We start from the raw sequence: 25,641 nt of genomic DNA, 5'->3' as shown, positions 1-25,641 counted from the left end.
AGCACGCGGACGGATCTCCCGGCGCCTCGCGAACGGCGACGCGCCGCGGTTCAACGCACCCTCGGGATCGGCTGCGAAGGCTTGGTCTGAAGTCATGGTGACGCGTTTGAACGACAAGTCGAAGCTGCCGAGTCGCCACGTCACGGAGGGGCCCGACCGCGCCCCGCACCGCTCCTACCTCTACGCCATGGGCCTGACCCGTGAGCAGATCCACCAGCCGCTGGTGGGTGTCGCCTCCTGCTGGAACGAGGCCGCGCCCTGCAACATCTCGCTGATGCGCCAGGCGCAGGCGGTGAAGAAGGGCGTCGCCGCCGCCAACGGGACGCCGCGCGAGTTCTGCACGATCACCGTCACCGACGGCATCGCCATGGGCCATGGCGGCATGCGCGCGTCGCTGCCGTCGCGCGAGGTCATCGCCGACTCGGTCGAGCTGACCATGCGCGGCCACGCCTACGACGCCCTCGTGGGCCTCGCGGGCTGCGACAAGTCGCTGCCCGGCATGATGATGGCGATGGTCCGGCTGAACGTGCCCTCGATCTTCATCTACGGCGGCTCGATCCTGCCCGGCTCGTTCCGCGGCAAGCCCGTGACCGTCCAGGACCTGTTCGAGGCGGTCGGCAAGGTCGCCGTCGGCGACATGAGCCTCGAGGACCTCGACGAACTGGAGCAGGTCGCTTGCCCGTCGGCCGGCGCCTGCGGCGCGCAGTTCACCGCCAACACCATGGCGACCGTCTCCGAGGCGATTGGCCTGGCGCTGCCCTACTCGGCCGGCGCCCCGGCCCCCTACGAGATCCGCGACAAGTTCTGCGCCACGGCCGGCGAGAAGGTGATGGAGCTCCTGGAGAAGCGCATCCGCCCGCGCGACATCGTCACCCGCAAGGCGCTGGAGAACGCCGCCACGGTGGTGGCGGCCTCGGGCGGCTCCACCAACGCGGCGCTGCACCTGCCGGCGATCGCCCACGAGTGCGGCATCGAGTTCACCCTGTTCGACGTGGCCGAGATCTTCCGGCGCACGCCCTACATCGCCGACCTGAAGCCCGGCGGGCGCTACGTCGCCAAGGACATGTTCGAGGTCGGCGGCATCCCGCTGCTGATGAAGACGCTCCTCGACCACGGCTTCATGCACGGCGACTGCCTGACGGTCACCGGCCGCACCATCGCGGAGAACATGGACCGGGTGACCTGGAACCCGGACCAGGACGTGGTCTACCCGGCGAACCGGCCGATCACCCCGACCGGCGGCGTCGTCGGCCTCAAGGGCAACCTCGCCCCCGAGGGCGCGATCGTGAAGGTCGCCGGCATCCCGGCCGAGAAGCAGGTCTTCACCGGCCCGGCCCGCGTGTTCGACGGCGAGGAGGCCTGCTTCGCGGCCGTGCAGGCCCGCAGCTACGAGGAAGGCGACGTCCTCGTGATCCGCTACGAGGGCCCGCGGGGCGGCCCCGGCATGCGCGAGATGCTGTCGACCACCGCGGCCCTCTATGGCCAGGGTATGGGCGACAAGGTCGCGCTGATCACCGACGGGCGCTTCTCGGGCGCGACCCGGGGCTTCTGCGTCGGCCATGTCGGACCCGAGGCCGCCGTGGGCGGCCCGATCGGGCTGCTGCGCGACGGCGACGTGATCACCCTCGACGCGATCCAGGGGACGCTCAGCGTCGCCCTGTCGGACGCGGAGCTGGCCGAGCGGCGCAAAGCCTGGACCGCGCGGCCCAACACCGCGACCTCCGGCTACCTCTGGAAATACGCGCAGGGCGTCGGCCCGGCCCTGTACGGCGCCGTCACCCATCCGGGAGGTGCCAAGGAGACGCAGAGCTATGCGGACGTCTAGGACTGACCTCAGCCGGCGCAGGGCGTCGGCCGGGGCCGATCCCGGTCGGTTCCGGTCCGTCGGCCGGCTCGCGGTCGCGACCTGGGCGCTCGCCCTGGTCGCGCTGCCGGTCGCGCCGTCGCGCGCCCTCGACGCCAATGTCCGCACGCCCGTGCAGGTCCCGGTCGCCGACAAGAGCTACCGCTCGGCCAAGGACGCGCTGCGCGCCGGCATGCGCGAGTACAATGCCGGCGACAAGCAGGGCGCCGCCCGCGCGCTGGAGTACGCGGCCGGCCAGGGCCACGCCCTTGCGCTGTGGAAGCTCGGCCGGATGTACGCCGACGGCGACGGCGTCCCGCACGACGACCTGAAGGCGTTCGAGTTCTTCTCGCGGATCGCCGACGCCAGCACCGATGACGGGCCCGATCCGCAGAACTCGGCGGTCCTGGGCAGCGCCTTCACGGCTCTGGGCACCTACTTCCTGGAGGGGATCAAGGGCACCTACGTGCGCCCCAATCCCGAGCGCGCCTACGACATGTTCAACTACGCGGCGTCCTACTACGGGGACCCCAACGCGCAGTACAATCTCGCCCGGCTCTACCTCGACGGCACCGGCGTCGAGGCCGACCCGCGGCAGGCCGCGCGCTGGTTCAACCTCGCCGCCGAGAAGGGCCACCACCCGGCGCAGGCGCTGCTCGGCGACATGCTGGTCAACGGCCTGGGCGGCATCCCGGTCCAGCGGGTGCGCGGCCTGATGTGGCTCTCGCTCGCGCGGGAAGGTGCCGAGAGCCGCAAGGACGACTGGATCGTCGCCCTCTACGAGAAGAACTGGGCGGCCGCCAGCGAGGACGACCGCGCCGAGGCGCAGACGCAGCTCCAGACCGTGGGCTCGATCCGCAAGCGGCGCTGAGCCGCCCTCGACTGTGCAAGCGGCGCTGAGCGGCCTCAGCTCTTCGCCGCGGCGATCGCCGCGGTGAAGGACGGCCGCTCCAGCGTCGCCGCGACCCAGTCGGCGAGCTTCGGCCACCGGGCGCCGTCGACCGCGACCTTGGCCAGCCGCAGGTTGTGAAACGGCGCCGCCACGGCGATGTCGGCGATGCCGAACCGGCCGCCGACGAGGTAGGGCCCGTCGATCTGCGATTCGAGGTAGTCGAACAGCGGCGGCAGAGCCGTGTCGACGGTCCGCTGCGCCAGGGCCTCGTCGCCCTCGACCTTGAACAGGCGGGGCTTGAGGAAGCGCTCGACGAACGGCACCAGCACCTGCCGGGTCAGCTCGCACTCGCCGAACTTGTCGAACCAGCGGGCGCGGGCGGCGTCCCGCGCGTCCTCGGGGATCAGCGCGGGCGCCGGGTGCAGCCGCTCGAGATAGTCCACGATGGCGCTCGAATCGGCGAGGCGATACCCGGCATCCTCCATCGCGGGGATCTTCCCCATCGGGCTCGCCGCCCGGAAGCCGGGATCCTGCGCGTGGAAGCCGACCGGGCGGTGTTCGAAGGCGACGCCCTTCTCGTAGAGCGCCGCGAGCACCTTGCGCACGTAGGGCGACACGCTGCTGCCGTAGATGATCATCGTCGTTCCCCCAAATCGCGGCTCTAACCGGCCGCCAGCTCCGCCGTGACCGGCACGTGGTCCGACGGCTTGTCGAGCCCGCGCATGTGCTTCTGGACCGAGGCCGAGACCAGGCGGTCGCCGGCCTGGGGCGAGAGCAGCAGGTGGTCGATGCGGATGCCGGCATTCCGCTGCCAGCACCCGGCCTGATAGTCCCAGAAGGTGTAGAGCCCGTCGCGCGGGTCGCAGGCGCGCAGGGCGTCGGTGTAGCCCTCGGCGAGGATCGCCCGGAACGCGGCCCGGGTCGTCCCGAGGAACAGGGCGTCCGAGCGCCACGCCTCCGGATCGGCCGCGTCGGCCGCCTCCGGGATGACGTTGTAGTCGCCCGCCAGCGCCACCGCGATCTCGTCGTCCAGCAGCGCCCGGGCGTGGAGCCGCAGCCGCTCCATGAAGGCGAGCTTGTACGGGTATTTCGGGCTGTCCACCGGGTTGCCGTTCGGCAGGTAGATCGACGCCACGCGCACCGGGCGGGTGTCCGCGCCCGAGATCAGCGCCTCGATGTAGCGAGCCTGCTCGTCGGCGGCGTCGCCCGGCAGCCCGCGCCGAATCTCCGACATGGCCAGCGGCGCCCGGACCAGCAGCGCCACGCCGTTATAGGCCTTCTGGCCCAGCGTCTCGACCGCGTAGCCCGCTGCCTCGATGTCGGCGCGCGGGAAGGCCTCGTCCTGGCATTTCAGCTCCTGCAGGCAGACCACGTCGGGCCGCGCCTCCTCCAGGAAGCCGAGGAGGTGCGGGAGCCGCTGCTTGATCGAGTTGACGTTCCAGGTGGTGATCCGCATCGCCTCGCTTCCGGTCGCCGCCCGGCCGTCATCCGCGCTTCGCGTCGCGCTGACAAGGCCATCCCGGCGCAAGGACGGGGAAGTAGGGTCGGCGGATGAACTGGTTCGAGCCGGTATCGGCTTACTGCGAGCGGGGCGGGCCGGACTTCTGGGCCGAGCCCGCGAACGCGCTGTCGAACGCGGCCTTCCTGCTGGCCGCCGCCGCCGCGGCGCGGCGCGCCGCCGTGGCCGATCCGCCGGACCGGACCTGCCTCGGGCTGGCGGCCCTGATCGCCGTGGTGGGCGTCGGCTCGTTCCTGTTCCACACCCTGGCGGTCTACTGGGCGATGCTCGCGGACGTCGTCCCGATCGCGCTGTTCATCTACGCCTATCTCGCGCTGGCCCTCTCGCGGTTCCTGCGCTTGGCGCCGGTCCGGGTCGCGGCGGCGACGGGCGGCTTCGCGCTCCTCGGATTCGCGCTCACGCCCCTGCTCGACGGGATGACCGGCCTCGACGTCGCGCGGCTCACCAACGGCTCGGTCGACTACCTGCCCGCCCTGCTGGCGCTGTTCGGCGTCGCCTGGGCGGCCGCGCGGCGGCCGGAGGAGCGCTTCGTCGGGACCGGGCGGCGGCTCGCCGGCATCGGCCTGCTCTTCCTGATCTCGCTCGCGGCGCGAACCGGCGACCGGGCGGCCTGCGCGCTGCTGCCGACCGGCACGCACCCGCTCTGGCATGTGCTGAACGCCGTCGTCCTGTACGCCCTCGTGGCGACGGCGATCCGCCACCGGGAGACCGCCGGGTGACACGCCCCGCGGTCCCGGGCCAATTCCTTGCGGGCTGGGCGGAATTCTTGCAGAAGTGCGCCGCATCGGGCGCCCGGCCCATCGCGGTCGCCCGGGCACGGAAGGGGTCATGACAGTGAGCTTTCGCCTCGGGATCGCCGGACTCGGGACCGTCGGTGCGTCCGTTGTCCGGATGGTCGAGCGCCGCCGCGCCGCCTTCGCTGCGGCAGGCCTCGACATCCGCGTCACCGCGGTCTCCTCGCGCGACCGTGGCCGGGACCGCGGCATCGACCTGTCCGGCATCGCGTGGTTCGACGATCCGGTGGCGCTCGCCCGGTCGGAATCCGTGGACTGCGTGGTCGAGCTGATCGGCGGCGCCGAGGGAGCGGCCAAGGCCGTGGTCGAGGCGGCGCTCGCGGCGGGCAAGCCGGTGGTGACCGCCAACAAGGCGCTGCTGGCCCGTCACGGCGCCGCCCTGGCCGCGCAGGCCGAGGCGAAGGGCGTGGCCCTCGCCTTCGAGGCGGCGGTGGCCGGCGGCATCCCGGTGATCAAGACCCTGCGCGAGGGCCTGCCGGGCAACGCGGTCTCCCGCGTCTACGGGATCCTCAACGGCACCTGCAATTACATCCTCAGCCGCATGGAGCGCGAGGGGCTGACCTTCGAGGCCTGCCTGAAGGACGCGCAGGCCCTGGGCTACGCCGAGGCGGACCCGACCTTCGACGTCGAGGGGTTCGACACCGCGCACAAGCTCGCGATCCTGACGAGCCTCGCCTTCGGGACCGCCGTCGACGCCGACGGCGTGTCGGTCGAGGGCATCTCCCGGGTGCAGCCCCTCGATCTGCGCATGGCGGACGAGCTCGGATACCGGATCAAGCTGCTCGGCGTCGCGCAGGCGACCGAGGCCGGCATCGAGCAGCGGGTCCACCCGACCATGGTGCCGAAATCCTCGGCGATCGCGCAGGTCATGGGCGTGACCAACGCCGTGACGATCGACGCGGACGCGGTGGGCGAGCTCACGCTCATCGGTCCCGGCGCCGGCGGCGAGGCCACGGCCTCCGCGGTGGTGGCCGACATCGCCGACGTGGCGCGCGGCGTGATCCGCCCGACCTTCGGCGTTCCGGCCGCGGCGATGCGCGCCAGCGAGCGCGTGGAGATGCAGCGTCACGAAGGCGGCTACTACATCCGCCTCACCGTCCATGACCGCCCGGGCGTCGCGGCCGGCGTCGCGCAGCGGATGGCCGAGCGATCCATCTCCCTGGAGAGCATCCTGCAGCGCCGTGTCGAGGGGCCGGAGGCCGATCCGCGCGGCCGCTCCGGCCGGCCGGTGCCGCTGGTGCTGATCACCTACGCGGCGACCGAGGGCAACATCCGCGACGCCCTCGACGCCATCGGCGCCGACGGGCTGCTGGCGGAGCCGCCGCAGCTGATCCGGATCGAGCGTGAATAACAGTGCATACGGTCGCGTGACCCCCCACCGCTTGATGCAGGATAGTGGGCATTAGCGAACCGGCGTATACGCTGCGCGGCCGTCATCCGACGGTATCCATCCGGGATCCGACCCCAAGATCGGACCCGGCCAGAGGCAGGAAACCATGGAAGAGGCCCCTAAGCCGGCATCGCGCGGCGTCCCGCGCACGCTCGCCCTCGAACTGGCCCGCGTGACGGAGCGTGCCGCCATCGCCGCCGCCCGATTGCGCGGCCAGGGCGACGAGAAGGCGGCCGACCAGGCCGCGGTCGACGCGATGCGCGACGAACTCAACGGCCTGCCGATCCGCGGCACCGTGGTGATCGGGGAGGGCGAGCGCGATCAGGCGCCGATGCTGTTCATCGGCGAGCAGCTCGGTCTCGGGGAAGGGCCCGAGGTCGATATCGCGGTCGATCCGCTGGAGGGCACGACCCTCTGCGCCAAGGACATGCCCGGCGCCATCGCCGTCATGGCCATGGCCGAGCGCGGCTCGCTCCTCGCCGCGCCGGACGTCTACATGCAGAAGATCGCGATCGGGCCCGGATACCCGCCCGGCCTCGTCGATCTCGACGCCAGCCCGACCGACAACATCGCGGCGCTGGCCCGGGCCAAGGGCGTCGACCCGAAGCAGATCACCGCGCTGATCCTCGACCGTCCCCGCCACGCGGCGCTCGTGGCCGAGGTGCGGGCGGCCGGCGCGGCGGTCCGCCTGATCTCGGACGGCGACATCGCCGGCATCATCTTCACGGCGAGCCCCGAGGAGACGGGCATCGACCTCTATCTCGGGACCGGCGCGGCGCCCGAGGGCGTGCTGGCGGCCGCCGCGATGCGCTGCATCGGCGGCCAGATGCAGGGACGCCTGATCCTCGACACCCCGGACCGTCGGCGCCGGGCCGCCGAGATGGGCATCGAGAATCTGGACCGGAAATACGACCTGACCGATCTCGCGAGCGGCGACGTCATCGTGGCCGCCACGGGCATCACGGACGGGGCTCTCCTGCGCGGCGTGCGCTTCCGGCCGGACAAGATCCAGACCGAGACCCTGGTATACCGGTCCGAGGCCGGGACGGTCCGCCGGATCCTCGGCGAGCACCGGCGCGGGCTGACCTGAACCGGCGGACCGCCGGTCGCGGACCGGCGGCGCTCGGGCGGTGGGCCCGGCCCGGTCTCAGTTCAGCACCACCACCTTGCTGCCGACGCCGACCCGGCTGAACAGATCGATCGCGTCCTGATTGATCATCCGGATGCAGCCCGACGACACGCTCTTGCCGATGGAGAAGGGCTCGAGGGTTCCGTGGATGCGGAACAGCGTGTCCTTGTTGCCTTGCCAGAGGTACATGGCGCGGGCGCCGAGCGGATTGCGCAGACCGCCGGCGACGCCGAGGCCGCTCTGCAGCTTGTCGACCTCGCTGGCGAGCTTCGGGCTGCGGGCGATCATCTCCTTCGGCGGATACCAGTCCGGCCACGCCTGCTTGGAATTCACCGTCGCGGTGCCCGACCACGAGAAGCCCTGCTTGCCGACGCCGACGCCGTAGCGGCGGGCCCGGCCGTTCGCCTCGACCAGGGTGAGCTGGTGGGCCCGCGGGTCGACGATGATCGTCCCCGGCTCGTAGGGACCGTGATAGGCGATCTCCTGACGGAGGAAGGCGGGGTTCATCTTCTTGTAATTGAACGCCTGGACCGGGAACACGTCGTCCGTGATCGGGCCGTAGATCTTGGCGTAGTCGATCGGCTCGTTGTCGGGCGCCCGGAGCACGGCCTTGGCCTTGGCGGCCTCCAGCGGCGAGAGCCCCTCGGCCGCAGGCGCGCTGCCCGGGCGTGCCGGGACCGTCGGGTCCGTCTCCAGGTTGGCGGCCGGCGGCGGCGCGACCGGGGCCTGCGCGGCAGGCGGCGGGGGTGCCGGGCGCACGAAGTCGGTGCGGCCGGTATAGGGCAGGTAGCGGCCGCCGCGACGCACGTAGAGAGCGCCGTTCTGATCCTGGTAGAGCTGATTGTCGTCGCCGAACCCGTCGATCCCGGCATCGCCCACGGGGCCGCGGCCCTGGGCGTTTGCGGCGGAGGCGAGGGCGAGGACCGTGAAGCCGGCCAGGAGAAGGCGACGGATCGGGGCGGACATGGTTCGAATTCCTCGGGAGGCGCCGCCGGGGCTTGCCGCGACGCGCAGGCGAGCGGGCCGGCACGAAGTCGCGGCAGAGCTCATCCCGGGGCTTAGCAAAGGTCGCGCTTTACCGCCAAGTTGCCGACGGTCATCAAGGGCAACTTACAGGGTCTTCCGGGTCGTTTCTCGCCGCGTGTGTTGCCCTCGTGCAGCAACGATTTCGGCCGCGCCGCTCACCGATCCGTGAGGGCGCCGGGCGAGCGCCCGTTTACTCGGCACGCCTGCCTCGCCGAGCGGCAGCGACTCGGCGCGAGCGACTTGGCGGAACGCGGTTCGGCCGCGGCGCCGCGACGGCCGAGCGATCCGGTCGGCGGGCATCCGTCCGGGATGGCACACTTGCTGCATTGCCCAGTCAGCCGCGCCTGCTGCGGCGGCGGAGCAACGACGCTCCAAACAGCGGACGGTGTGAGTCCGGATCCCCGGCATGAGCGACCGCACGGCGGTTCGCCCACTTACGACGAGCACCAGCTATGGCCAGCTTCAAAACGGTGATGAAGTCGGGTCACCCCCCGACGCTGTTCGCGGCATTCCTCTACTTCGATTTCTGCTTCGCCATCTGGGTCCTGAACGGCGCCATGGGCCCGTTCATCACCGAGACTTACAAGCTGACGCCGGCCCAGACCGGCTTCATGATCTCGCTACCGATCCTCGCCGGTGCGCTGATGCGCTTCCCGCTCGGCGTCCTGGCCCAGTATATCGGCCGCAAGAACGCCGCGATCACCGAGATGGTCGTGATCATGCTGGCGATGGCCTACGGCTATCTCTTCGTCTCCTCCTACAACGACGTGCTCGCCATGGGCGTGCTGCTCGGCATCGCCGGCGCGTCCTTCGGCGTCGCGCTCTCCCTCGGCTCCGGCTGGTTCCCGCCGGAACACAAGGGGCTGGCGATGGGCATCGCGGGCGCCGGCAATTCCGGCACCGTGCTGGCCGTGCTGTTCGCTCCGCCGCTGGCCCAGGCCTACGGCTGGCAGACCACCTACGCCTTCGCGGGCCTCGTCATGCTGCTGCCGCTGGCGGTCATGATCGTGCTCGCCAAGGAGCCGCCGGATTGCGAGCACCAGTCCTTCAAGGAGCACGTCTCCTGCCTGTTCACGAAGGATGGCTGGGCGTTCTCGCTGATCTACGTCATCACCTTCGGCGGCTTCATCGGCCTGTCGAACTTCCTGCCGACCTTCTTCTACGAGCAGTTCGCGGTGACGAAGGTCGAGGCCGGGCGGCTGACGATGCTGGCGGCCTTCATGGGCTCCGGCATCCGGATCGTCGGCGGCTACTTCGCCGACCGGATGGGCGGCATCGCGGTGCTGTCGGTGGTGCTGCTGGCGGCGATCGCGACCCTGCTCTCGCTGACCGCGACCCCGTCCCTCGCGCTCACGACGCTCCTGTTCATGCTGTGCTTCGCGGCGCTCGGCGCCGGCAACGGCGCGCTGTTCCAGCTCGTCCCGCTGCGCTGGCCCACCAACACGGCGGTGGCCGGCTCGATGATCGGCGAGATCGGCGCGCTCGGCGGCGCGATCCTGCCGAACGTCATGGGCTTGTCGAAGCAGTATACCGGCTCGTTCTCGCTGGGCTTCGTCGGCTACGCCGTCTTCACCGCGATCGTGCTCGGTTGCCTCGCCCTCTGGCAGCGCAAGTGGGTCGGGAGCTGGGTCGGACCGCGCGGAAAGGCGCTCGGCAAGGAGATCGGCACCCCGACCGAGGCCGAGCAGGGTCAGCTCCGGCCCGCGACGGCCTGACCGGCGCCGCGGGGCCTCCCGGCGACGACCGACACGAGACGGGGGCCCGGGCGGCCCCCGTTTTCAGTTGCACCCCGTGGAATGAATTCACGTGCCAGATGCACGTCGGCGGTTGCCTTCCGCCGCGCGACGCGTTTGAATAATGCATTACGAAAGAGCGCCCGGCCCGAGAGCCGAGGTGCCCGGCGACCGCGCGAGGCGGCGCCCCCATGGGAGGAACGGTCGATGTCGAAGCGCTTCAGCGCCACGAACGGCGTGCTCGGCCTGCTCTGTCTGATGTACTTCATCACGTACCTGGACCGGGTGAACATCGCCACGGCCGGTGCGGAGATCATGCGCGATTTCGGCATGTCGAAGACCGATTTCGGTCTGATCCTGTCGGCCTTCGCGTACCCCTACGCGATCTTCCAGGTGATCGGCGGCTCGGTCGGCGACAAGTTCGGCGCCCGGCGCACGCTGCTGGCCTGCGGGGTGATCTGGGCCTCGGCGACCATCCTGACCGGCATGGTCGGCGGCCTCGTCAGCCTGTTCCTGGCGCGCGTCCTGCTCGGCTTCGGCGAGGGTGCGACCTTCCCGACCGCTACCCGCGCCATGCAGAACTGGACGGCGCCCGGCCGGCGCGGTTTCGCGCAGGGCATCACCCACGCCTTCGCGCGGCTCGGCAACGCGGTGGCGCCCCCGATCGTGGCCTTCCTGATCTACCATTTCGGCTGGCGGACGAGCTTCGTCATCCTCGGCGCGGTGAGCTTCGTCTGGGTCGCGATCTGGTGGCTGTACTTCCGCGACGACCCGTCCGAGCATCCGGCGATCACCGAGGCCGAGCTCGCGACGCTGCCGCCGCCCCGCCAGGTCGGCGCGAAGCAGAGCGTGCCGTGGGGCGCCCTGACGCGCCGGATGCTGCCGGTCACCGTCACGTATTTCTGCTACGGCTGGACCCTGTGGCTGTTCCTCGGCTGGCTGCCGAGCTTCTTCAAGGAGAACTACAGCCTCGACCTGAAGAACTCGGCCCTGTTCGCCTCGGGGGTGTTCTTCGCCGGCGTCGTCGGCGACACGGTCGGCGGCCTGCTCAGCGACTCGATCCTGCACCGCACCGGCAAGGTGAAGCTCGCGCGCCTGTCGGTGATCGTGATCGGCTTCCTCGGGGCGGCCGCGAGCCTCGCGGGCGTGTTCATGACCCGGGACCTGACCCTCGTGGCGCTGCTCCTGTCCTCCGGCTTCTTCTTCGCCGAGCTGGTGATCGGCCCGATCTGGTCCGTGCCGATGGACATCGCGCCGAAATACGCCGGCACCGCCAGCGGGCTGATGAACACCGGCTCGGCGGTGGCGGCGATCGTCTCGCCGATCGTCTTCGGCGTCATCGTCGATCTGACCGGGAGCTGGACGCTGCCGTTCGTCGGCTCGATCGGCCTGTGCCTGCTCGGCGCCGCGCTGGCCTTCACCATGCACCCCGAGCGGGAGTTCGTGGATCCCGTCACGCCGTCGATCGGCCCCGCGGCCACCGTCCCGGCCGGGGAGTAGCGCGCGATGGCGGAGACGATGAAGCGGTCGGGTCCCCTCGCCGGGATGCGGGTGATCGAGCTCGCCCATATCATGGCCGGGCCGGTCTGCGGGCTGATGCTCGCCGACATGGGTGCGGAGGTGATCAAGGTCGAGAAGAGGGAGGGCGACGACACCCGTCGCACCGTCCCGCCCGCCCTCGAGGGCGAGAGCGCCGCCTACATGATGATGAACCGCGGCAAGCGCGGACTCAGCCTCGACCTGAAGGATCCGGACGGCGTCGTGGTCCTGCGGCGCCTGCTCAAGGGCGCGGACGCCCTGATCGAGAACTACCGCGGCGGCACGATGGAGCGCCTCGGGATCGGGTACGAGACCCTCAAGGTCGAGTTCCCGGAGCTGGTCTACTGCTCGCTCTCCGGCTTCGGCCGCACCGGTCCCTACGCCGACCGGGCCGGGTTCGACCTCGTGGCGCAGGGCATGAGCGGCCTCATGTCGGTGACCGGGGAGGGGCCCGGGCGTCCGCCGATGAAGTGCGGGCCGCCGGTCACCGACATCACCGCCGGCATCCTGGCCGCCATGGGCATCCTCGCCGCCTACGCGAACCGGCTCCGCACGGGCCGGGGCCAGGCGGTCGACACGTCGCTGTTCGAGGCCGGCATCACCCACACCTACTGGCAGTCGGCCATCGCCATGGCGACCGGGATCGCGCCCGGGCCGATGGGCTCGGCCCATCCGCTGAACGCCCCCTACGAGGCCTTCGAGACCGCCGACGGCTGGATCACGATCGGCGCGGCCAACCAGACCAACTGGCTGCGCCTGCTCAAGGCCATCGGTGCCGACGACCTCGCCGAGGACCCGCGCTTCGCGCTCAACCGCGACCGGATGGCCAACCGGCACGCGCTCGCCGCGACCCTCGCGCCGATCTTCCGGGCCCACGGCTCGGCCGAGTGGCTCGCCCGGCTGGAAGCCGGCGGCGTCCCGGCCGGCCCGGTCCTCGACGTGAACGCGATGCACCGGGACCCGCAGACCCTCGCCCGCGAGATGGTGGTCGAGGTCGATCACCCGCGGGTCGGCCGCATGAAGACGCTCGGCCTGCCGGTGAAGTTCTCCGAGACGCCGGGACGCGTGCACGGGCCGGCCCCGTTGCTCGGCGAGCATTCCCGGGCGATCCTGGCGGAGGCCGGCTACGCGCCGGCCGAGATCGACGCGCTGATCGCGCGGGGCGTGGTCCGCGAGACCGCGGCCTGACGCCGCCACCCGGAGACGCCGCGCATGACCGCCAAGCCCGCGACCGACGAGTTGCTGTTCACCACCGACGAGGCCGGCATCGCCCGCATCGTCCTGAACCGTCCGCAGGCGCGCAACGCGCTGACCTTCGCGATGTACCAGGGCCTGATTACCTGCTGCGAGGCGATCGCCGGGAACCCCGCGGTCAAGGCGCTGATCATCACCGGTGCGGGCGACAAGGCCTTCGCGGCCGGGACCGATATCGCCCAGTTCCGCGACTTCAGCACCGCCGAGGACGCGCTGGGCTACGAGCGCTTCATGGACAGGGTGCTGGGCTCCCTGGAGCGGCTGCGGGTGCCGACCATCGCGGCGATCGCCGGCGCCTGCACGGGCGGCGGCGCGGCCATCGCGGCGGCCTGCGACCTGCGCATCGCCACGCGCGACGCCCGCTTCGGCTTCCCGATCGCCCGCACCCTCGGCAATTGCCTGAGCCAGGGCAACCTCAAGCGGCTCTCCGGCCTGATCGGCCCGGCGCGGGTCAAGGACATCATCTTCACCGCCCGCCTCGTCGGAGCCGAGGAGGCGCTCGCCATCGGCCTCGTGGGCGAGGTGGTCGACGATCGGATCGCGCTCACGGAGCGGGTCGATACGCTGGCCCAGCTCTTGGCCAACCACGCGCCGCTGACCATGCAGGCGACCAAGGAGGGGCTGCGGCGGCTCGCCGAGGAGGAGGCCGGCGCCGAGGGCGCGCCGCATCCCGGCGATGACCTGATCCTCATGTGCTACATGAGCCAGGATTTCCGCGAGGGCATGGAGGCCTTCCTCGGCAAGCGCCCGCCCAACTGGACCGGGCGCTAGGGCCGAACCCTGTCACGTGGTGCGACGGTCCGGAGGGAAGGCGTCTTCGGTGTCGAGACAGTGGCGCCATGCCTCCTCTCCCGTGCGGGAGAGGGTTGGGGTGAGGGACGAGAACGTTCAGGATCAAGCGCGCGATCCTGCGTCGACGGCGCGCGCCTCGTGCGGAGCGGGAACGGCGCTGACCGCGCCGCTCAGCCCGGCAGCGCGCAGACATCGACCCAGGCGGCGCCGGTGAGCGCGGCCATCCGCGCCGGCGCGATCCGCACCGAGCTGTGGGTGCTGCCGGCGGCCGGCACCACCTCGTCGAACGCCCGCAGGGAGACGTCGCAGTAGACCGGCAGCGGCGCCAGCAGGCCGAAGGGGCAGACGCCGCCCACCGGATGGCCGGTGAGCGCCTCGACCTCGCCGAGGTCGAGCATCCGCACCTTGCCGCCGAAGGCGGCCTTGGCCTTCCGGTTGTCGAGCCGCGCGTCGCCGCGCGTCACCACCAGGGCGACCTGATCGCCGACCCGGATCGAGAGCGTCTTGGCGATCTGGGCCGGGACGACGCCGTGGCCCTCCGCCGCCTCGGCGACGGTCGCGGTGCTGGTCTCCAGCACGATGACGGCGATGTCGGGCGCCTTCTCGGCGAAGAAGGCGCGCACGGAGGCGAGGCTCATGGTTCGGTCCGAAGCTCGGGATCAGGGCGGGGCGGCGCGCGCGCTGCCATAGGCGGCTCCGGCCGCGCCGGCCAGCGCGCCGGCGCGGGGCGCCGCTGCGCGGGACGCGGCGCTCGCGCGACCGCCTCCCCTCACGCGACAGGCCCCTCTCCGGGCGGAGAGGGGCCTGCCTCGCACGGGCCGGGTGGATCGAGCTACCGCGTCGTCGTGAGCAGCAGGTCCGGCAGCCACATCGCGATGCCCGGCACGAGGCACAGGATCAGGATCGCCACCGCCATCAGGATCACGAAGGGCAGGGTGCCCCAGATGATGTCCGAGAGCGGGATGTCCGGGGCGATGTTCTTGATGACGAAGATGTTGAGGCCCACCGGCGGGTGGATCAGGCCCATCTCCATGGTGATGGTCATCACCACGCCGAACCAGACGAGGTCGAACCCGGCGGCCTTGAGCGGCGGCAGGATGATCGGCGCCGTCATCAGGATGATCGAGACCGGCGGCAGGAAGAAGCCGAGCGCGATCACCAGCGCCAGGATGGTCACCAGCAGCACCCACGGCGAGAGCTGCATCGCGACGATCGCGGCGGCGGCCGACTGCGAGATGTGCAGGTAGCTCATCACGTAGGCGTAGAGCAGCGACATGCCGATGATCAGCATCAGCATGGTCGATTCCCGCAGCGTCGCCGTCAGGATCGGCGTGACGTCGCGGAAGCGCCAGACGCCGTAGATCGCGGCGATCAGCGCCAGGGCCATCAGCCCGCCGAGGCCCGCGGTCTCGGACGGTGTGGCGTAGCCGCCGTACAGCGCCACCATCACGCCGGTGAGCAGGACCACGAAGGGCAGGACCCGCGGCAGCGTCGAGAAGCGCTGCGCCATGCTGTACTGCTCGTCCGCCAGGATCGGCGAGGCCGGCCCGCCGCGCTCCAGGGCCACCTTCGCGGCGGCGTATTCCGAGCGGAAGCGTACCATCGACCACGCGGCGAACAGGCCCACGAGCAGGAGCCCCGGCCCGATGCCCGCGAGGAACAGCCGCCCGAGCGACTGCTCGGCCGCCACCGCGTACAGGATCATGGTGATCGAGGGCGGCAGCAGGATGCCGAGCGTGCCACCCGCCGCGATGATCCCGGCCGCGAAGCCCGGCGAGTAGCCGCGCTTGCGCATCTCCGGGATGCCGGCCGAGCCGATCGCCGAGCAGGTGGCCGGGCTGGAGCCCGCCATGGCGGCGAACAGCGCGCAGGCGAAGACGTTGGCGATGCCCAGGCCGCCCGGGATGCGGTGCATCCAGGCGTGCATGGCCGTGTAGAGATCCTGGCCCGCCTTGGACCGCCCGATGGCCGCGCCCTTCAGGATGAAGAGCGGGATCGACAGCAGGGTGATGGAGGCCATCTCCTCGTAGACGTTCTGCGCCACCGTATCGAGGGAGGCGCCGGGCATGAACGCCACCATGAAGGCGAGCGCCACGAAGCCCAGCGCGAAGGCGATGGGGATGCCCGAGAGCATCGCCCCGAGGGTCGCGCCCGCGTACAGGAAACCGATCGCGGCCGTGCTCATCGTTCAACCTTCGCGGAAACGGTCTGACCCATCGGGTCCGGTCCCCGGGGCGCGACCTCGGCCGCCCCGTGCATGTCGCGATTCACGTCGGCCCCGAGCCCGATCTTGGGCTGTGCCCAGCCTGCAGCCCGGGGCCCGTAGGCGAGGGCCTCGGCGATCTGGAGGACGAACTGGACGCACAGCAGGCTCATGCCGACCGACATCAGCGTGTAGGGGATCCAGAGGGGCGGCCCCCAGGTCGATTGCGAGACCTGCCCGTCGACCCACGCCTCGTGATCGAGGGACCAGCTCTTCCAGGCGAAGAACAGGCAGAAGGCGAGGCTGACGACGTCGGCCAGCAGGAGCCGGATTCGGTTGGCGGCGGGCGGGAGGAGGCCGGTCAGGGCCTCGATCGCGACGTGCCCGCGCTTGGCCTGCACGCCGGCCGCCGACAGGAAGGTGGCCCCGATGATGAGGAACACCGCCATCTCGTCCTGCCACTCCGTCGGCTCCTTCAGGAGGTAGCGGACGACGACGCTGTGGGTCAGGACGAGGCAGGCGGCCACGAGGCAGAGGCCGCCGATAGCCAGGATCAACGAGTTCAGGAGGCGCATGCCCCGGTCGAAGGCGCCGAGGAGGCCCGGAACGCGGGGCTCCTCGGCCCCGCGCGCCTCCGGGGCGGCCGTGGCCGCGTCGAAGCCGTGGCTCACGCGACCTGCTCCGCGAGCTTCAGCAGTTCCGCGCAGTTCGCGTTCTTGGCGGCGTAATCCTTCCAGGCGGTGCTGCGGGCGAGATCACGCCACTGGCCGAGGGACTTCTCGTCGACCTGGACGACCTTGGCGCCGGCCTTCGCGAAGATCTCCTCCACGCGGGTGTCGTCCTCCTTCGCGCCGGCCTGGCCGAAGGCCTCGAGCTCCGTGCCGACCGCCATGATCAGGTCCTGCTGCTCCTTCGGCAGGCCCGAGAACACGATCTTGGACATCATGATCGGCTCGAGCATGAACCAGTAGGAGCGCTCGCGCCCCGAGGTCAGCGCCTTGGACAGCTCCTCCAGGCGGAAGGAGATCAGGCTGGTGGAGGAGGTGATCACCGCGTCGCAGGCGCCGGTCTGCATCGCCGCGTAGGACTCGTTCGACGGGATCGAGAGGGTGGCCGCGCCGGCCTCCTTCATCATCATGTCCATCTCGCGCGAGCCGCCGCGGACCTTCATCCCCTTGGCGTCGGCCGGCGCCACGAGGGCGCGCTCCCGGCTCGCGACGCCGCCGGCCTGCCAGACCCAGGAGACCAGGATGATGCCCTTCGCGTCCAGGATCTCGGTGAGCTTGCGGCCGACCGGGGCCGCCTTCCACGCCACGGCCTGCGCGTAGGACGTCACCAGGGCGGGCATCAGGCCGATATTGAGTTCCGGAATCTCGCCGCCCGCGTAGGGGCTCGGGTAGAGCGACATGTCGAGTGCGCCCTTGCGCATGGCGCCGAACTGGGCGTTCGTCTTCATCAGCGAGGAGCCCGGGTAGACCTGGACGTCCAGGGCGCCCTTCGAGCGCTCGCCGACCATCTTGGCGAACTTCCGGCACATGCGGTCGCGGAAATCGCCCTCGTCGATCGTGCCGCCGGGGAACTGGTGGGACAGCTTCAGCGTCGTGGCCGCCTGCGCGCTGTTCAGGCCGAACCGCAGGATGGCCGGTGCCGCGAGCGTGGCCGCGATCAGCGATCGACGAGTTGGCGTCATGGAGCTCTCCCGCACCGCAAACAACGCGGCGTAATTTTGTGCGCTGCAATAGTGCGGCGCCTCGTTGTATGCATGGAAAACCGCCTTGTATATTTTGTCAATGCTCCAGCATAATGTCCGCGCGTGCCGAACATCCGCCGGTCTCAAGGGCGGGACGGCGCGCGACCCGTTCATCGGGGGAGGGAACGGCGGCATGAGCCACGCGCAGCGGCTGCGGCAGCGAATCGAGGATGAGATCGTCTCCGGCGAGCTCGCCTTGGGATCGCGACTCGACGAGAACCAGCTCGCGGCCCGCTTCGGGGTCTCGCGCACGCCCATCCGGGAGGCGCTGCTGCAGCTCGCCGTCACCGGGCTGGTGCAGACGAAGCCCCGGCGGGGAGCGATCGTCAGCGCGCCCGAGCCGCACCTGCTGCTCGCCATGTTCGAGACGATGGCGGAGATCGAGGCGGCTTGCGGCCGTCTCGCGGCGCGCCGCCTCGTCCCCGAGGACGCCGCCGCGCTGCGCGCCGCGCTGGAGGGCTGCCGCGCCGCCCTGACCACCGAGGACACCGAGGCCTACTACGCCGAGAACTACGTGTTCCACACAGTGGTGTACCGGGCGAGTCGGAACGCCTTCCTGGCGGAGCAGGCGCTGTCGCTCCATCGCCGCCTGGCCCCGTATCGGCGGCTGCAGCTGCGCGTGCGCCAGCGCCTGCCGCAATCGCTGGCCGAGCACGAGGCGATCGTCGCCGCGATCATCGCGGGCGACGAGGCCGGCGCCGCGGAGGCCCTGCGGGGTCACGTGATCGTCCAGGGCGACCGCTTCACCGATCTGGTGGCCGGACTGCGGGCGCCGAGCGCCGCCTGAGCGGCGGGGGGCGCGTGGCCCGCGATAATTGCGTCGGCGGTCTGTCCGAATCCGGGCCCGGCCCGGGAATCGTCCCTTCATCGCGCCCTAACCCTGCCGGCAGGTCGGACTGCGTAGGTGTTCCGCCCGACTCGACCATAAGTTGCAGTCCCGGCATTGTCGATCCGGAGCCGGGGATCGATCATGCTGAAGGACGTCGTCAGGAGCGCGGGCCGTCGCGCGGGGGTGGATATCTTCCGGGCCAGCCGGGAAGTTTTTCGCTGGAGCCACACGGTCCACGATTACTACCCCGTCGTGCCGTCCGCGCGCTGGTCGCCGGGCCGGGCGCCGCACGGCCAGCTCAAGGCGGTGCTCGCCCGGTCGCACGCGGCCTACGACAGCTTCCTGACGGAACTCGAGGCGCGGGCGGACCTGCTGCACAGCGTCCCGCACGACGCGCCCGTGACCGGCGGGGCGACGCCCCAATGGAACAACACGTGGTTCACCGCCCTCGACGGCGCCGCGCTGATGACGATGCTGGCCTGGAAGCGCCCGTCTCGGTTCTTCGAGATCGGCTCGGGCTGCTCGACCTGCTTCGCGCGGCACGCGATCGACACCCTGAACCTTCCGACGCGGATCACCTCGATCGATCCGATGCCCCGCCGCGAGATCGACGCGCTCTGCGACTGGACCGTGCGCAGCCCGCTGGAATCCTGCGATCTGAAGATCTTCGAGGAACTGAAGGCGGGCGACATCCTCTTCTTCGACGGTTCGCACCGCTCCTTCGCGAATTCGGATGTGACGGTGTTCTTCTTCGAGGTGATGCCGCGCCTCGCACCGGGCGTGATCGTGCAGATCCACGACATCTTCATTCCGGACGACTACCCGTCCGCCTGGAACTGCCGATTGTACAACGAGCAGTACCTTCTGGCGGCGATGCTGCTGTGCGGCGCGCCGCCGTTCCGGGTGACCGTGCCGGTGATGTATATCTGCCAGGACCCGGCGATGAGCGCTCGGGTCAAGACGGTGTTCGCCGCCCGCGGCACCGGCCCCGACATCCCGTTCCTCTACGCGAACGATTCCCGCACGCCGGGCGCGTCGTTCTGGTTCGAGATGACCGGGACGCCCGGCTGATCGCGGGCGTGGTCTACCGTGGTCGAGGCGCTCAGGCGGTCTCGGCCGCACCGTAATTGGCGGCGATCACCGACTTCTTCCCGCGGATATGCTCGCGCATCAGGACGGCCAGCGCCGCACCGTCCCGGGCGCGCAGCAGCGCGATCATGCGCTCGTGCTCGGAGACGGCGCGGGCCCACTGCTCGGGGGTCTGGTGGGCGGAGTAGCGCGACCGCTGGATCCGGCCGGACAGGCTCTCGTAGATGTTGGCGAGGATCGTGTTGCGGCTCGCCGCCATGATCCCCTCGTGGATGCGTCGGTTGTGGCTGAAGTAACCGGCCTCGTCGCCCGACTTCCAGGCCTCGACCATCGCGTCGTGGTCGACCACCAGGGCGTCGATGTCGGCGTCGGTGATCGTGCGGCAGGCGAGATCGCCGGCCGTCGCCTCGAGGCCCGCGATCACCTCCATCATCTCCTCGAGTTCGCCGTCCGAGATGCTGGCGACGCGCGCCCCGCGATTCGGGAGCAGTTCGAGCAACCCCTCCGTCGCAAGGATCTTGATCGCCTCGCGGAGCGGCGTCCGCGAGATCCCGAAGCGCTCGGTCAGCTCGCTCTCGTTGATCCGCGCCTTCGGCTCCATCTCGCCGGACCGGATCAGTTCGCGCATGCGCTCGGCGACCTCGTCGTGGAGGTAGCGGCGGCTGATGCCGATCCCGGGCTCGATTTTGTTCATGGTCCCCCGACACACGTCAGGTCAGTGCGACCTGTGGTCTATGTGTAGGTGCCCGGCAATGGAGTGTCGAGGCACGAGGGCCCGATCCAGCACGCGGGCCACATGTTCCGCCTGGAGACCCAGCCCGTCGTGGATCTGGTGACGGCAGCTCGTCCCGTCGGCCACCACGAGGTCGTCGGGCCCGGCGGCGCGCAGGGCCGGGAACAGCGACAGCTCGGCCATGGCGAAGGACGTCTCGATGGATTCCGGCCTGTAGCCGAAGGCGCCCGCCATCCCGCAGCAGCTCGATTCGATCACCCGCAGGTCGAGCCCCGGCACCGACCGGAGCACCGTCTCGACCGAGCCCATGACGCCGAAGGATTTCTGATGGCAGTGGCCGTGCAGGTGCGCGACCCGGCCGCCCTGATCGGCGAACGGCAGCGCGATGCGTCCGGCCGTCAGGTCGGCGGCCAGCAACTCCTCGAACAGGAACGACTGCTTGGCCAGCAGCGCGGCCTCTTCGCCGGGCAGGAGCGCCGCGAACTCGTCCCGGAAGGTGAGCAGGCAGGACGGCTCGAGGCCGACGACCCGTGCCCCCGCGCGCAGGAACGGCAGCAGCGCGTCGAGGGTGCGGCGCGCCTCCTGGCGCGCCCGGTCGGTCTGGCCGGCGGAGAGCCAGGTCCGGCCGCAGCAGAGGGGGCGCCGGCCGCGGGACGGGTAGACCCGGTGCAGCCGGTAGCCGGCCGCCTGCAGGACGCGCTCGGCCGCCTCGAGATTCTCCCGCTCGAAGGCCCGGTTGAAGGTGTCGCCGAACAGGATCACGTCGCGGAAATCGCCCGCGACGTCCTGCGCATGGGCGGGCTCGCCCTGCTCGCTCCAGGGCCGGCGCCAGCGCGGCAGCGAGCGCTTGGCCGAGAGGCCGGCGACGCGCTCCGAGAGGGCGGCGAGGGCCGGGTATCGGTCCCGCAGGTTGAGGAGCGGCGCCAGCCGCGCGGCGGCTCCGGCGTAGAGCGGCATCGTCGCGATCAGGCGCTCCCGCAGGGGCAGCCCGTGGCGGGCATGGTAGTGGTGCAGGAACTCGATCTTCATCTTGGCCATGTCGACGCCGGTCGGGCACTCGCGGCGGCAGGCCTTGCAGGAGACGCAGAGATCGAGGGTGCGCTTCATCTCCGGGCTGGTGAACGCGTCCTTGCCGAGTTGGCCCGAGATGGCGAGCCGCAGGGAATTGGCCCGTCCCCGGGTCAGGTGCTGCTCCTCCCGGGTTGCCCGGAAGGAGGGGCACATGGCGCCGCCGACGAGCTTCCGGCAGGTGCCGTTGTTGTTGCACATCTCGACGGCGGAGCCGAAGCCGCCCCAGTCCGACCAGTCGAGGGCGGTCTTCATCGGCGCCGACACGGCGTAGTCCGGCTTGAACCGGAACAGGCTGCGATCGTCGAACTTCGGCGCCCGCACGATCTTGCCGGGGTTGAGCCGGTTGTCCGGGTCGAACGTGTCCTTCACGATCTCGAAGGCGCGGGTGAGCGTCGCGCCGAACAGCGGCTCGACGAATTCCGAGCGCGAGAGGCCGTCGCCGTGCTCGCCGGAATACGAGCCCTTGTAGCGGCGCACCAGCTCGGAGGTCTCTTCCGCGATCGCCCGCATCCGCCGGACGTCACCGGCCTCCTTCATGTCGAGGATCGGGCGGACATGCAGGCAGCCGACAGACGCGTGGGCATACCACGTGCCGCGGGTGCCGTTCTTGGTGAAGACCTCCGTCACCGCGTCGGTGTAGTCGGCGAGGTGCTCCAGCGGGACGGCGCAATCCTCGATGAACGAGACCGGCTTCGCGTCGCCCTTCATCGACATCATGATGTTGAGGCAGGCCTCGCGCACCTCCCAGACGGATTTCTGGCGCGCGGGCTCGACGACCTCCACGACGGCGTCCGGGAAGCCGTGATCGGCCATGCAGGCGTCGAGGCGCTTCAGGTCGCGCCGGAGCGACGCGAGGTCGTCGCCGGCGAACTCGGTGAGTAGCAGGCAGTTCGGCTTGCCCTTGGTGATGTCGGCGAGCGTCGTGCGGAACAGCGGGATATCGGCGCCGAGCACGAGGACGTTGTTGTCGACCAGCTCGACCGCCACCGGGTCCAGGCCGACGATGTGCCGCGTCGTCTCCATGGCCGCCCGGAAGGACGGGAAGTGGCACACGCCCATCACGCGGTGCGTCGGCAGGCGCGAGAGCTTCAGCGTCACCGCGGTGGTCGCGGCCAGCGTGCCCTCGGACCCGACGAGCAGGTGCGCGAGGTTCGGCTGGGCCTCGATCAGCGAATCGAGGTTGTAGCCGCCGACGCGGCGCTGAACCTTCGGGTAGCGCGTCTCGATCTCGGCGCGGTGGTCCTCGGCGAGGTCGCGCATCCGCGCGGCGAGCGCCGCGGCCCGATCCGACCCGTTCACGCCCGGATGCGCGTTTCCGGTCAGGCCGAAGCCGAAGGCCTCGCCGTCGTGGAGCAGCGCCTCGATCGCGAGGACGTTGTCGCTCATCTTGCCGTAGCGCAGGGAGCGGGCCCCGCAGGAATTGTTGCCCGCCATGCCGCCGATGGTGCAGCGGGTCGCCGTCGAGGGCTCGACCGGGAAGAACCAGCCGTCGGCTTTCACCCGCGTGTTCAGGCGCTCCAGCACCATGCCGGGCTCGACGGTGATCGTGCCGGCCTCCGCGTCGTAGGCCAGGACGCTGTTGAAGTACCGCGAGCAGTCGACGACGAGGCCGGACCCGATCGGCTGGCCGTTCTGCGAGGTGCCGCCGCCACGCAGGATGACCGGGGCGCCGTGCTCGGCGGCGATGCGCAGGGTCGCGGCGATGTCGGCGGCGGAGCGCGGCAGCACCACGCCGGCGGGCATGATCTGGTAGATCGACGCGTCGGTGCTGTAGCGTCCGCGCGTGAAGGCGTCGAAGCGCGCCTCACCCTGGAGCTGCTCCGCCAGCCGGCGCGGCAAACCGGCCTCGAGGCGCGCCGCTGCACGCGGCGCCGGGGCATCCGCCCTCGCTTCCGTCACGATCGATCCCTCCCGAGATGGGACGCGCCCACCCGCGGGGAAATGTATTCAAAATTCACTGCGGCGCAAATCGGCCGCGGTGTCACGCTGGCAACGGGCGGCCGGAGTCCTGTACTGCGCCGGGCCTCGCGGGCTGCCGCGAACCTCGCCCGGCGCGCGGCCCGTCGCAGCCCCGCGTCCGCCCGCCGGGCGGGTTCCGGTAACGGCCTCAGTGGTTGTCCCGCGGCACCCCGGAGGCCTGCGCGACCTTCTGGAACTTCACTGCGCCCTTCAGCACCATGCCTTGATCGAGCTGGTCGACCTGATCGCGGTAGATCTCCTGCCAGGGCGTCTGCGTCGCCGGGTAGGGATATCCGCCGCGCGCCGCCAGATCCGCGCGCCGGCGCGCGATCTCCTCGGCCGGGAGCAGGATGTCAGCGCTCCGGCGGTTGAGGTCGATCCGGATACGGTCGCCGCTCTGCAACAGGGCCAGCCCGCCGCCCGCGGCCGCCTCGGGAGACGCGTTCAGGATGGCGGGCGTGCCGGAGGTGCCGGATTGCCGGCCGTCGCCGATGCAGGGCAGCGAGGTGACGCCGCGCCGGATCAGGGCGCCGGGCGGCTGCATATTCACCACCTCGGCGGCGCCGGGATAGCCGATCGGACCGGCCCCGCGCATGATCAGGATCGTGTTCTCGTCGATGTCGAGCGCCGGGTCGTCGATCCGCGTGTGGTAGTCCTCGGGACCGTCGAACACGATCACCCGCCCCTCGAAGGCCATCGGATCGTTCGGATTGCGCAGGTAGCGGGCGGCGAATTCCTCCGAGATCACGCAGGTCTTCATGATCGCGGAATCGAACAGGCTCCCCTTGAGATTGAGGAAGCCGGCGCGCTCCATCAGCGGCTCGCCGTAAGCGCGGATCACGTCGCGGTTCCAACTGTGCCGCCCGCGGTAGTTCTCGCCGACGGTCCGGCCGTTGCAGGTCAGGACACCCTCGTGGACCTTCCCGGCCTCGATCAGCTCGGCGAAGACCGCCGGCAGGCCGCCCGCGCGGAAATACTCCTCGCCGAGCCAGCGGCCGGCGGGCTGCATGTCCACGAGCAGCGGGATCTCGAACCCGACCCGTTCCCAGTCGTCGCAGCTCAGCGGCACGCCGATATGCTTGGCGATGGCGTTGATGTGGATCGGCGCGTTGGTCGAACCGCCGATCGCTGCGTTGGCCACGATCGCGTTCTCGAAGGCCTCGCGGGTCAGGATGTCAGAGGGCTTGAGGTCTTCCCAGACCATCTCGACGATCCGCTGGCCGGTGGCGTAGGCCGCCTGGCCGCGTTCGCGGTAGGGCGCCGGGATCGCCGCCGAGCCGGGCAGCGCGAGGCCGAGCGCCTCGGCGAGGGCGTTCATTGTCGAGGCCGTGCCCATCGTGTTGCAGTGGCCCGTGGACGGTGCCGACGACCCGACGATGTCCATGAACTGCTGGAAGTCGATATCGCCGGCGGCATGCCGCTCGCGCGTCTTCCAGACGATCGTGCCGGACCCGGTCAGCTCCTTCTGGAAGTAACCGTTAAGCATCGGTCCGACGTTCAGCGAGATCGCCGGGATGTTGACGGTGGCCGCCGCCATCAGACAGGCCGGCATGGTCTTGTCGCAGCCGGTCAGCAGCACGACGCCGTCGAGCGGGTAGCCGTACAGCACCTCGACCAGCGACAGGTAGGCGAGGTTCCGGTCGAGCGACGCGGTCGGCCGCTTCCCGGTCTCCTGGATCGGGTGGCAGGGAAACTCGAAGGCGACGCCGCCGGCCTCTGTGATGCCGTCCCGCACCCGCTTGGCGAGCTCGACGTGATGGCGGTTGCAGGGCGACAGGTCGGAACCCGTCTGGGCGATGCCGATCAGGGGCTTGCCCGACCGCAGCTCCTCCGGCGTCAGCCCGTAATTGAGGTAGCGCTCCAGGTAGAGGGCGGTCATGCCCGGGTTGTGCGGGTTGTCGAACCAGGCCTTCGAGCGCAGGTCGGCGGGCGTGATCCGGCGTTTGTCGCTCATGGTCGCTTCCTCGCATCCTGGGGCCGGCGCTGGCGGTCCGGCTCGTGTCTTCCGCTACCGCGGCGGGCGTCGCGGCCGCGGTCGCGGCGCCCTGAGCTCGATCTTGCAATACTCTGAGGATTGATCCGCCGCAGCATCTCCG

General features: G+C 70.7%; 21 protein-coding genes. 11 read left to right on the top strand and 10 right to left on the bottom strand.

Annotated features, from left to right (window positions below):
• The first annotated feature begins 94 nt into the window (after positions 1–94).
• Together ilvD and ACLBYB_RS10880 are read left to right on the top strand one after the other, a co-directional pair.
• Positions 95–1,825 carry a dihydroxy-acid dehydratase gene (gene ilvD / locus ACLBYB_RS10885; protein ID WP_020091883.1) on the top strand — a complete coding sequence of 577 codons (1,731 nt, stop codon included), beginning with the start codon at positions 95–97 and terminating at the stop codon, positions 1,823–1,825.
• Positions 1,812–2,714, top strand: coding sequence for a tetratricopeptide repeat protein (locus tag ACLBYB_RS10880; protein ID WP_447698761.1), 903 nt, complete (start codon positions 1,812–1,814; stop codon positions 2,712–2,714). Before ilvD ends, ACLBYB_RS10880 begins: the two co-directional genes overlap by 14 nt.
• A 35-nt stretch (positions 2,715–2,749) precedes the next feature.
• Here ACLBYB_RS10880 and ACLBYB_RS10875 read toward each other — a convergent pair whose 3' ends face one another.
• Together ACLBYB_RS10875 and xth are read right to left on the bottom strand one after the other, a co-directional pair.
• Positions 2,750–3,373, bottom strand: coding sequence for a glutathione S-transferase family protein (locus tag ACLBYB_RS10875; protein ID WP_020091885.1), 624 nt, complete (start codon positions 3,371–3,373; stop codon positions 2,750–2,752).
• Positions 3,374–3,396: 23 nt separating this feature from the next.
• The gene (gene xth, locus ACLBYB_RS10870; protein WP_447681281.1) at positions 3,397–4,191 is read right to left on the bottom strand and encodes an exodeoxyribonuclease III; all 795 of its coding nucleotides are present in this window, start codon (positions 4,189–4,191) and stop codon (positions 3,397–3,399) included.
• Positions 4,192–4,286: 95 nt separating this feature from the next.
• On the opposite strand from xth, the gene ACLBYB_RS10865 reads away from it, so the two are divergent.
• The 3 genes from ACLBYB_RS10865 (at position 4,287) to glpX (ending at position 7,528) form a co-directional block, all read left to right on the top strand.
• Positions 4,287–4,973, top strand: coding sequence for a ceramidase domain-containing protein (locus ACLBYB_RS10865; RefSeq protein WP_447681282.1), 687 nt, complete (start codon positions 4,287–4,289; stop codon positions 4,971–4,973).
• Between the two features lie 109 nt (positions 4,974–5,082).
• Positions 5,083–6,399 carry a homoserine dehydrogenase gene (locus ACLBYB_RS10860; protein WP_447698760.1) on the top strand — a complete coding sequence of 439 codons (1,317 nt, stop codon included), beginning with the start codon at positions 5,083–5,085 and terminating at the stop codon, positions 6,397–6,399.
• A 145-nt stretch (positions 6,400–6,544) separates the two neighbouring features.
• Entirely contained in the window at positions 6,545–7,528 is a 984-nt protein-coding gene (glpX, locus tag ACLBYB_RS10855) for a class II fructose-bisphosphatase (RefSeq protein ID WP_020091889.1), read from the top strand.
• Between the two features lie 57 nt (positions 7,529–7,585).
• On the opposite strand, the gene ACLBYB_RS10850 is transcribed toward glpX, so the two are convergent.
• Positions 7,586–8,533 (bottom strand): L,D-transpeptidase, encoded by a 948-nt coding sequence (locus ACLBYB_RS10850; protein ID WP_447698759.1) that lies wholly within the window; start codon positions 8,531–8,533, stop codon positions 7,586–7,588.
• A gap of 512 nt (positions 8,534–9,045) precedes the next feature.
• On the opposite strand from ACLBYB_RS10850, the gene ACLBYB_RS10845 reads away from it, so the two are divergent.
• From ACLBYB_RS10845 to ACLBYB_RS10830, 4 genes are all read left to right on the top strand, one after another.
• A complete protein-coding gene (locus ACLBYB_RS10845) occupies positions 9,046–10,308 on the top strand; it encodes an MFS transporter (protein ID WP_447698758.1) in 1,263 nt (420 codons plus the stop codon).
• A 225-nt stretch (positions 10,309–10,533) separates the two neighbouring features.
• Positions 10,534–11,826 carry an MFS transporter gene (locus tag ACLBYB_RS10840; RefSeq protein ID WP_447698757.1) on the top strand — a complete coding sequence of 431 codons (1,293 nt, stop codon included), beginning with the start codon at positions 10,534–10,536 and terminating at the stop codon, positions 11,824–11,826.
• A gap of 6 nt (positions 11,827–11,832) precedes the next feature.
• Positions 11,833–13,053 carry a CaiB/BaiF CoA transferase family protein gene (locus ACLBYB_RS10835; protein WP_447698756.1) on the top strand — a complete coding sequence of 407 codons (1,221 nt, stop codon included), beginning with the start codon at positions 11,833–11,835 and terminating at the stop codon, positions 13,051–13,053.
• Positions 13,054–13,077: 24 nt separating this feature from the next.
• Positions 13,078–13,890 (top strand): enoyl-CoA hydratase/isomerase family protein, encoded by an 813-nt coding sequence (locus tag ACLBYB_RS10830; RefSeq protein ID WP_091677110.1) that lies wholly within the window; start codon positions 13,078–13,080, stop codon positions 13,888–13,890.
• Between the two features lie 191 nt (positions 13,891–14,081).
• On the opposite strand, the gene ACLBYB_RS10825 is transcribed toward ACLBYB_RS10830, so the two are convergent.
• The 4 genes from ACLBYB_RS10825 to dctP form a co-directional block, all read right to left on the bottom strand.
• On the bottom strand, positions 14,082–14,549 hold the full coding sequence (locus ACLBYB_RS10825) for a YbaK/EbsC family protein (protein WP_447698755.1): 468 nt from the start codon (positions 14,547–14,549) through the stop codon (positions 14,082–14,084).
• Positions 14,550–14,743: 194 nt separating this feature from the next.
• On the bottom strand, positions 14,744–16,096 hold the full coding sequence (locus tag ACLBYB_RS10820; RefSeq protein WP_020091896.1) for a TRAP transporter large permease: 1,353 nt from the start codon (positions 16,094–16,096) through the stop codon (positions 14,744–14,746).
• Positions 16,093–16,785 carry a TRAP transporter small permease gene (locus tag ACLBYB_RS10815; protein WP_447698754.1) on the bottom strand — a complete coding sequence of 231 codons (693 nt, stop codon included), beginning with the start codon at positions 16,783–16,785 and terminating at the stop codon, positions 16,093–16,095. Before ACLBYB_RS10815 ends, ACLBYB_RS10820 begins: the two co-directional genes overlap by 4 nt.
• Entirely contained in the window at positions 16,782–17,804 is a 1,023-nt protein-coding gene (gene dctP / locus ACLBYB_RS10810; RefSeq protein ID WP_020091898.1) for a TRAP transporter substrate-binding protein DctP, read from the bottom strand. Before dctP ends, ACLBYB_RS10815 begins: the two co-directional genes overlap by 4 nt.
• A gap of 193 nt (positions 17,805–17,997) precedes the next feature.
• Here dctP and ACLBYB_RS10805 point away from each other — a divergent pair, with 193 nt between their 5' ends.
• Both ACLBYB_RS10805 and ACLBYB_RS10800 read left to right on the top strand, forming a co-directional pair.
• Entirely contained in the window at positions 17,998–18,651 is a 654-nt protein-coding gene (locus tag ACLBYB_RS10805; RefSeq protein WP_056528436.1) for a GntR family transcriptional regulator, read from the top strand.
• A gap of 183 nt (positions 18,652–18,834) precedes the next feature.
• Entirely contained in the window at positions 18,835–19,764 is a 930-nt protein-coding gene (locus tag ACLBYB_RS10800) for a class I SAM-dependent methyltransferase (RefSeq protein WP_447698753.1), read from the top strand.
• 31 nt (positions 19,765–19,795) lie between these two features.
• On the opposite strand, the gene ACLBYB_RS10795 is transcribed toward ACLBYB_RS10800, so the two are convergent.
• The 3 genes from ACLBYB_RS10795 to ACLBYB_RS10785 form a co-directional block, all read right to left on the bottom strand.
• Positions 19,796–20,476 carry a GntR family transcriptional regulator gene (locus ACLBYB_RS10795; RefSeq protein WP_020091901.1) on the bottom strand — a complete coding sequence of 227 codons (681 nt, stop codon included), beginning with the start codon at positions 20,474–20,476 and terminating at the stop codon, positions 19,796–19,798.
• Between the two features lie 21 nt (positions 20,477–20,497).
• Positions 20,498–23,485 (bottom strand): FAD-binding and (Fe-S)-binding domain-containing protein, encoded by a 2,988-nt coding sequence (locus ACLBYB_RS10790; protein ID WP_447698752.1) that lies wholly within the window; start codon positions 23,483–23,485, stop codon positions 20,498–20,500.
• 208 nt (positions 23,486–23,693) lie between these two features.
• Positions 23,694–25,499 carry an IlvD/Edd family dehydratase gene (locus ACLBYB_RS10785; RefSeq protein WP_447698751.1) on the bottom strand — a complete coding sequence of 602 codons (1,806 nt, stop codon included), beginning with the start codon at positions 25,497–25,499 and terminating at the stop codon, positions 23,694–23,696.
• Between the last annotated feature and the right edge of the window lie 142 nt (positions 25,500–25,641).

The sequence above is a fragment of the Methylobacterium sp. D54C genome, assembly GCF_053345595.1.
This window is presented reverse-complemented; position numbering and strand designations above follow the sequence as displayed.

What these genes read in the sequence shown, in the direction of transcription:
- ACLBYB_RS10800 (WP_447698753.1), top strand. Translation starts at nt 18,835, where the DNA reads ATGCTGAAGGACGTCGTCAGGAGCGCGGGCCGTCGCGCGGGGGTGGAT.
- ACLBYB_RS10875 (WP_020091885.1), bottom strand. Translation starts at nt 3,373, where the DNA reads ATGATCATCTACGGCAGCAGCGTGTCGCCCTACGTGCGCAAGGTGCTC.
- xth (WP_447681281.1), bottom strand. Translation starts at nt 4,191, where the DNA reads ATGCGGATCACCACCTGGAACGTCAACTCGATCAAGCAGCGGCTCCCG.
- ACLBYB_RS10850 (WP_447698759.1), bottom strand. Translation starts at nt 8,533, where the DNA reads ATGTCCGCCCCGATCCGTCGCCTTCTCCTGGCCGGCTTCACGGTCCTC.
- ACLBYB_RS10785 (WP_447698751.1), bottom strand. Translation starts at nt 25,499, where the DNA reads ATGAGCGACAAACGCCGGATCACGCCCGCCGACCTGCGCTCGAAGGCC.
- ACLBYB_RS10845 (WP_447698758.1), top strand. Translation starts at nt 9,046, where the DNA reads ATGGCCAGCTTCAAAACGGTGATGAAGTCGGGTCACCCCCCGACGCTG.
- ilvD (WP_020091883.1), top strand. Translation starts at nt 95, where the DNA reads ATGGTGACGCGTTTGAACGACAAGTCGAAGCTGCCGAGTCGCCACGTC.
- ACLBYB_RS10865 (WP_447681282.1), top strand. Translation starts at nt 4,287, where the DNA reads ATGAACTGGTTCGAGCCGGTATCGGCTTACTGCGAGCGGGGCGGGCCG.
- ACLBYB_RS10840 (WP_447698757.1), top strand. Translation starts at nt 10,534, where the DNA reads ATGTCGAAGCGCTTCAGCGCCACGAACGGCGTGCTCGGCCTGCTCTGT.
- ACLBYB_RS10820 (WP_020091896.1), bottom strand. Translation starts at nt 16,096, where the DNA reads ATGAGCACGGCCGCGATCGGTTTCCTGTACGCGGGCGCGACCCTCGGG.
- ACLBYB_RS10880 (WP_447698761.1), top strand. Translation starts at nt 1,812, where the DNA reads ATGCGGACGTCTAGGACTGACCTCAGCCGGCGCAGGGCGTCGGCCGGG.
- ACLBYB_RS10860 (WP_447698760.1), top strand. Translation starts at nt 5,083, where the DNA reads ATGACAGTGAGCTTTCGCCTCGGGATCGCCGGACTCGGGACCGTCGGT.
- ACLBYB_RS10830 (WP_091677110.1), top strand. Translation starts at nt 13,078, where the DNA reads ATGACCGCCAAGCCCGCGACCGACGAGTTGCTGTTCACCACCGACGAG.
- glpX (WP_020091889.1), top strand. Translation starts at nt 6,545, where the DNA reads ATGGAAGAGGCCCCTAAGCCGGCATCGCGCGGCGTCCCGCGCACGCTC.
- dctP (WP_020091898.1), bottom strand. Translation starts at nt 17,804, where the DNA reads ATGACGCCAACTCGTCGATCGCTGATCGCGGCCACGCTCGCGGCACCG.
- ACLBYB_RS10825 (WP_447698755.1), bottom strand. Translation starts at nt 14,549, where the DNA reads ATGAGCCTCGCCTCCGTGCGCGCCTTCTTCGCCGAGAAGGCGCCCGAC.
- ACLBYB_RS10835 (WP_447698756.1), top strand. Translation starts at nt 11,833, where the DNA reads ATGGCGGAGACGATGAAGCGGTCGGGTCCCCTCGCCGGGATGCGGGTG.
- ACLBYB_RS10795 (WP_020091901.1), bottom strand. Translation starts at nt 20,476, where the DNA reads ATGAACAAAATCGAGCCCGGGATCGGCATCAGCCGCCGCTACCTCCAC.
- ACLBYB_RS10805 (WP_056528436.1), top strand. Translation starts at nt 17,998, where the DNA reads ATGAGCCACGCGCAGCGGCTGCGGCAGCGAATCGAGGATGAGATCGTC.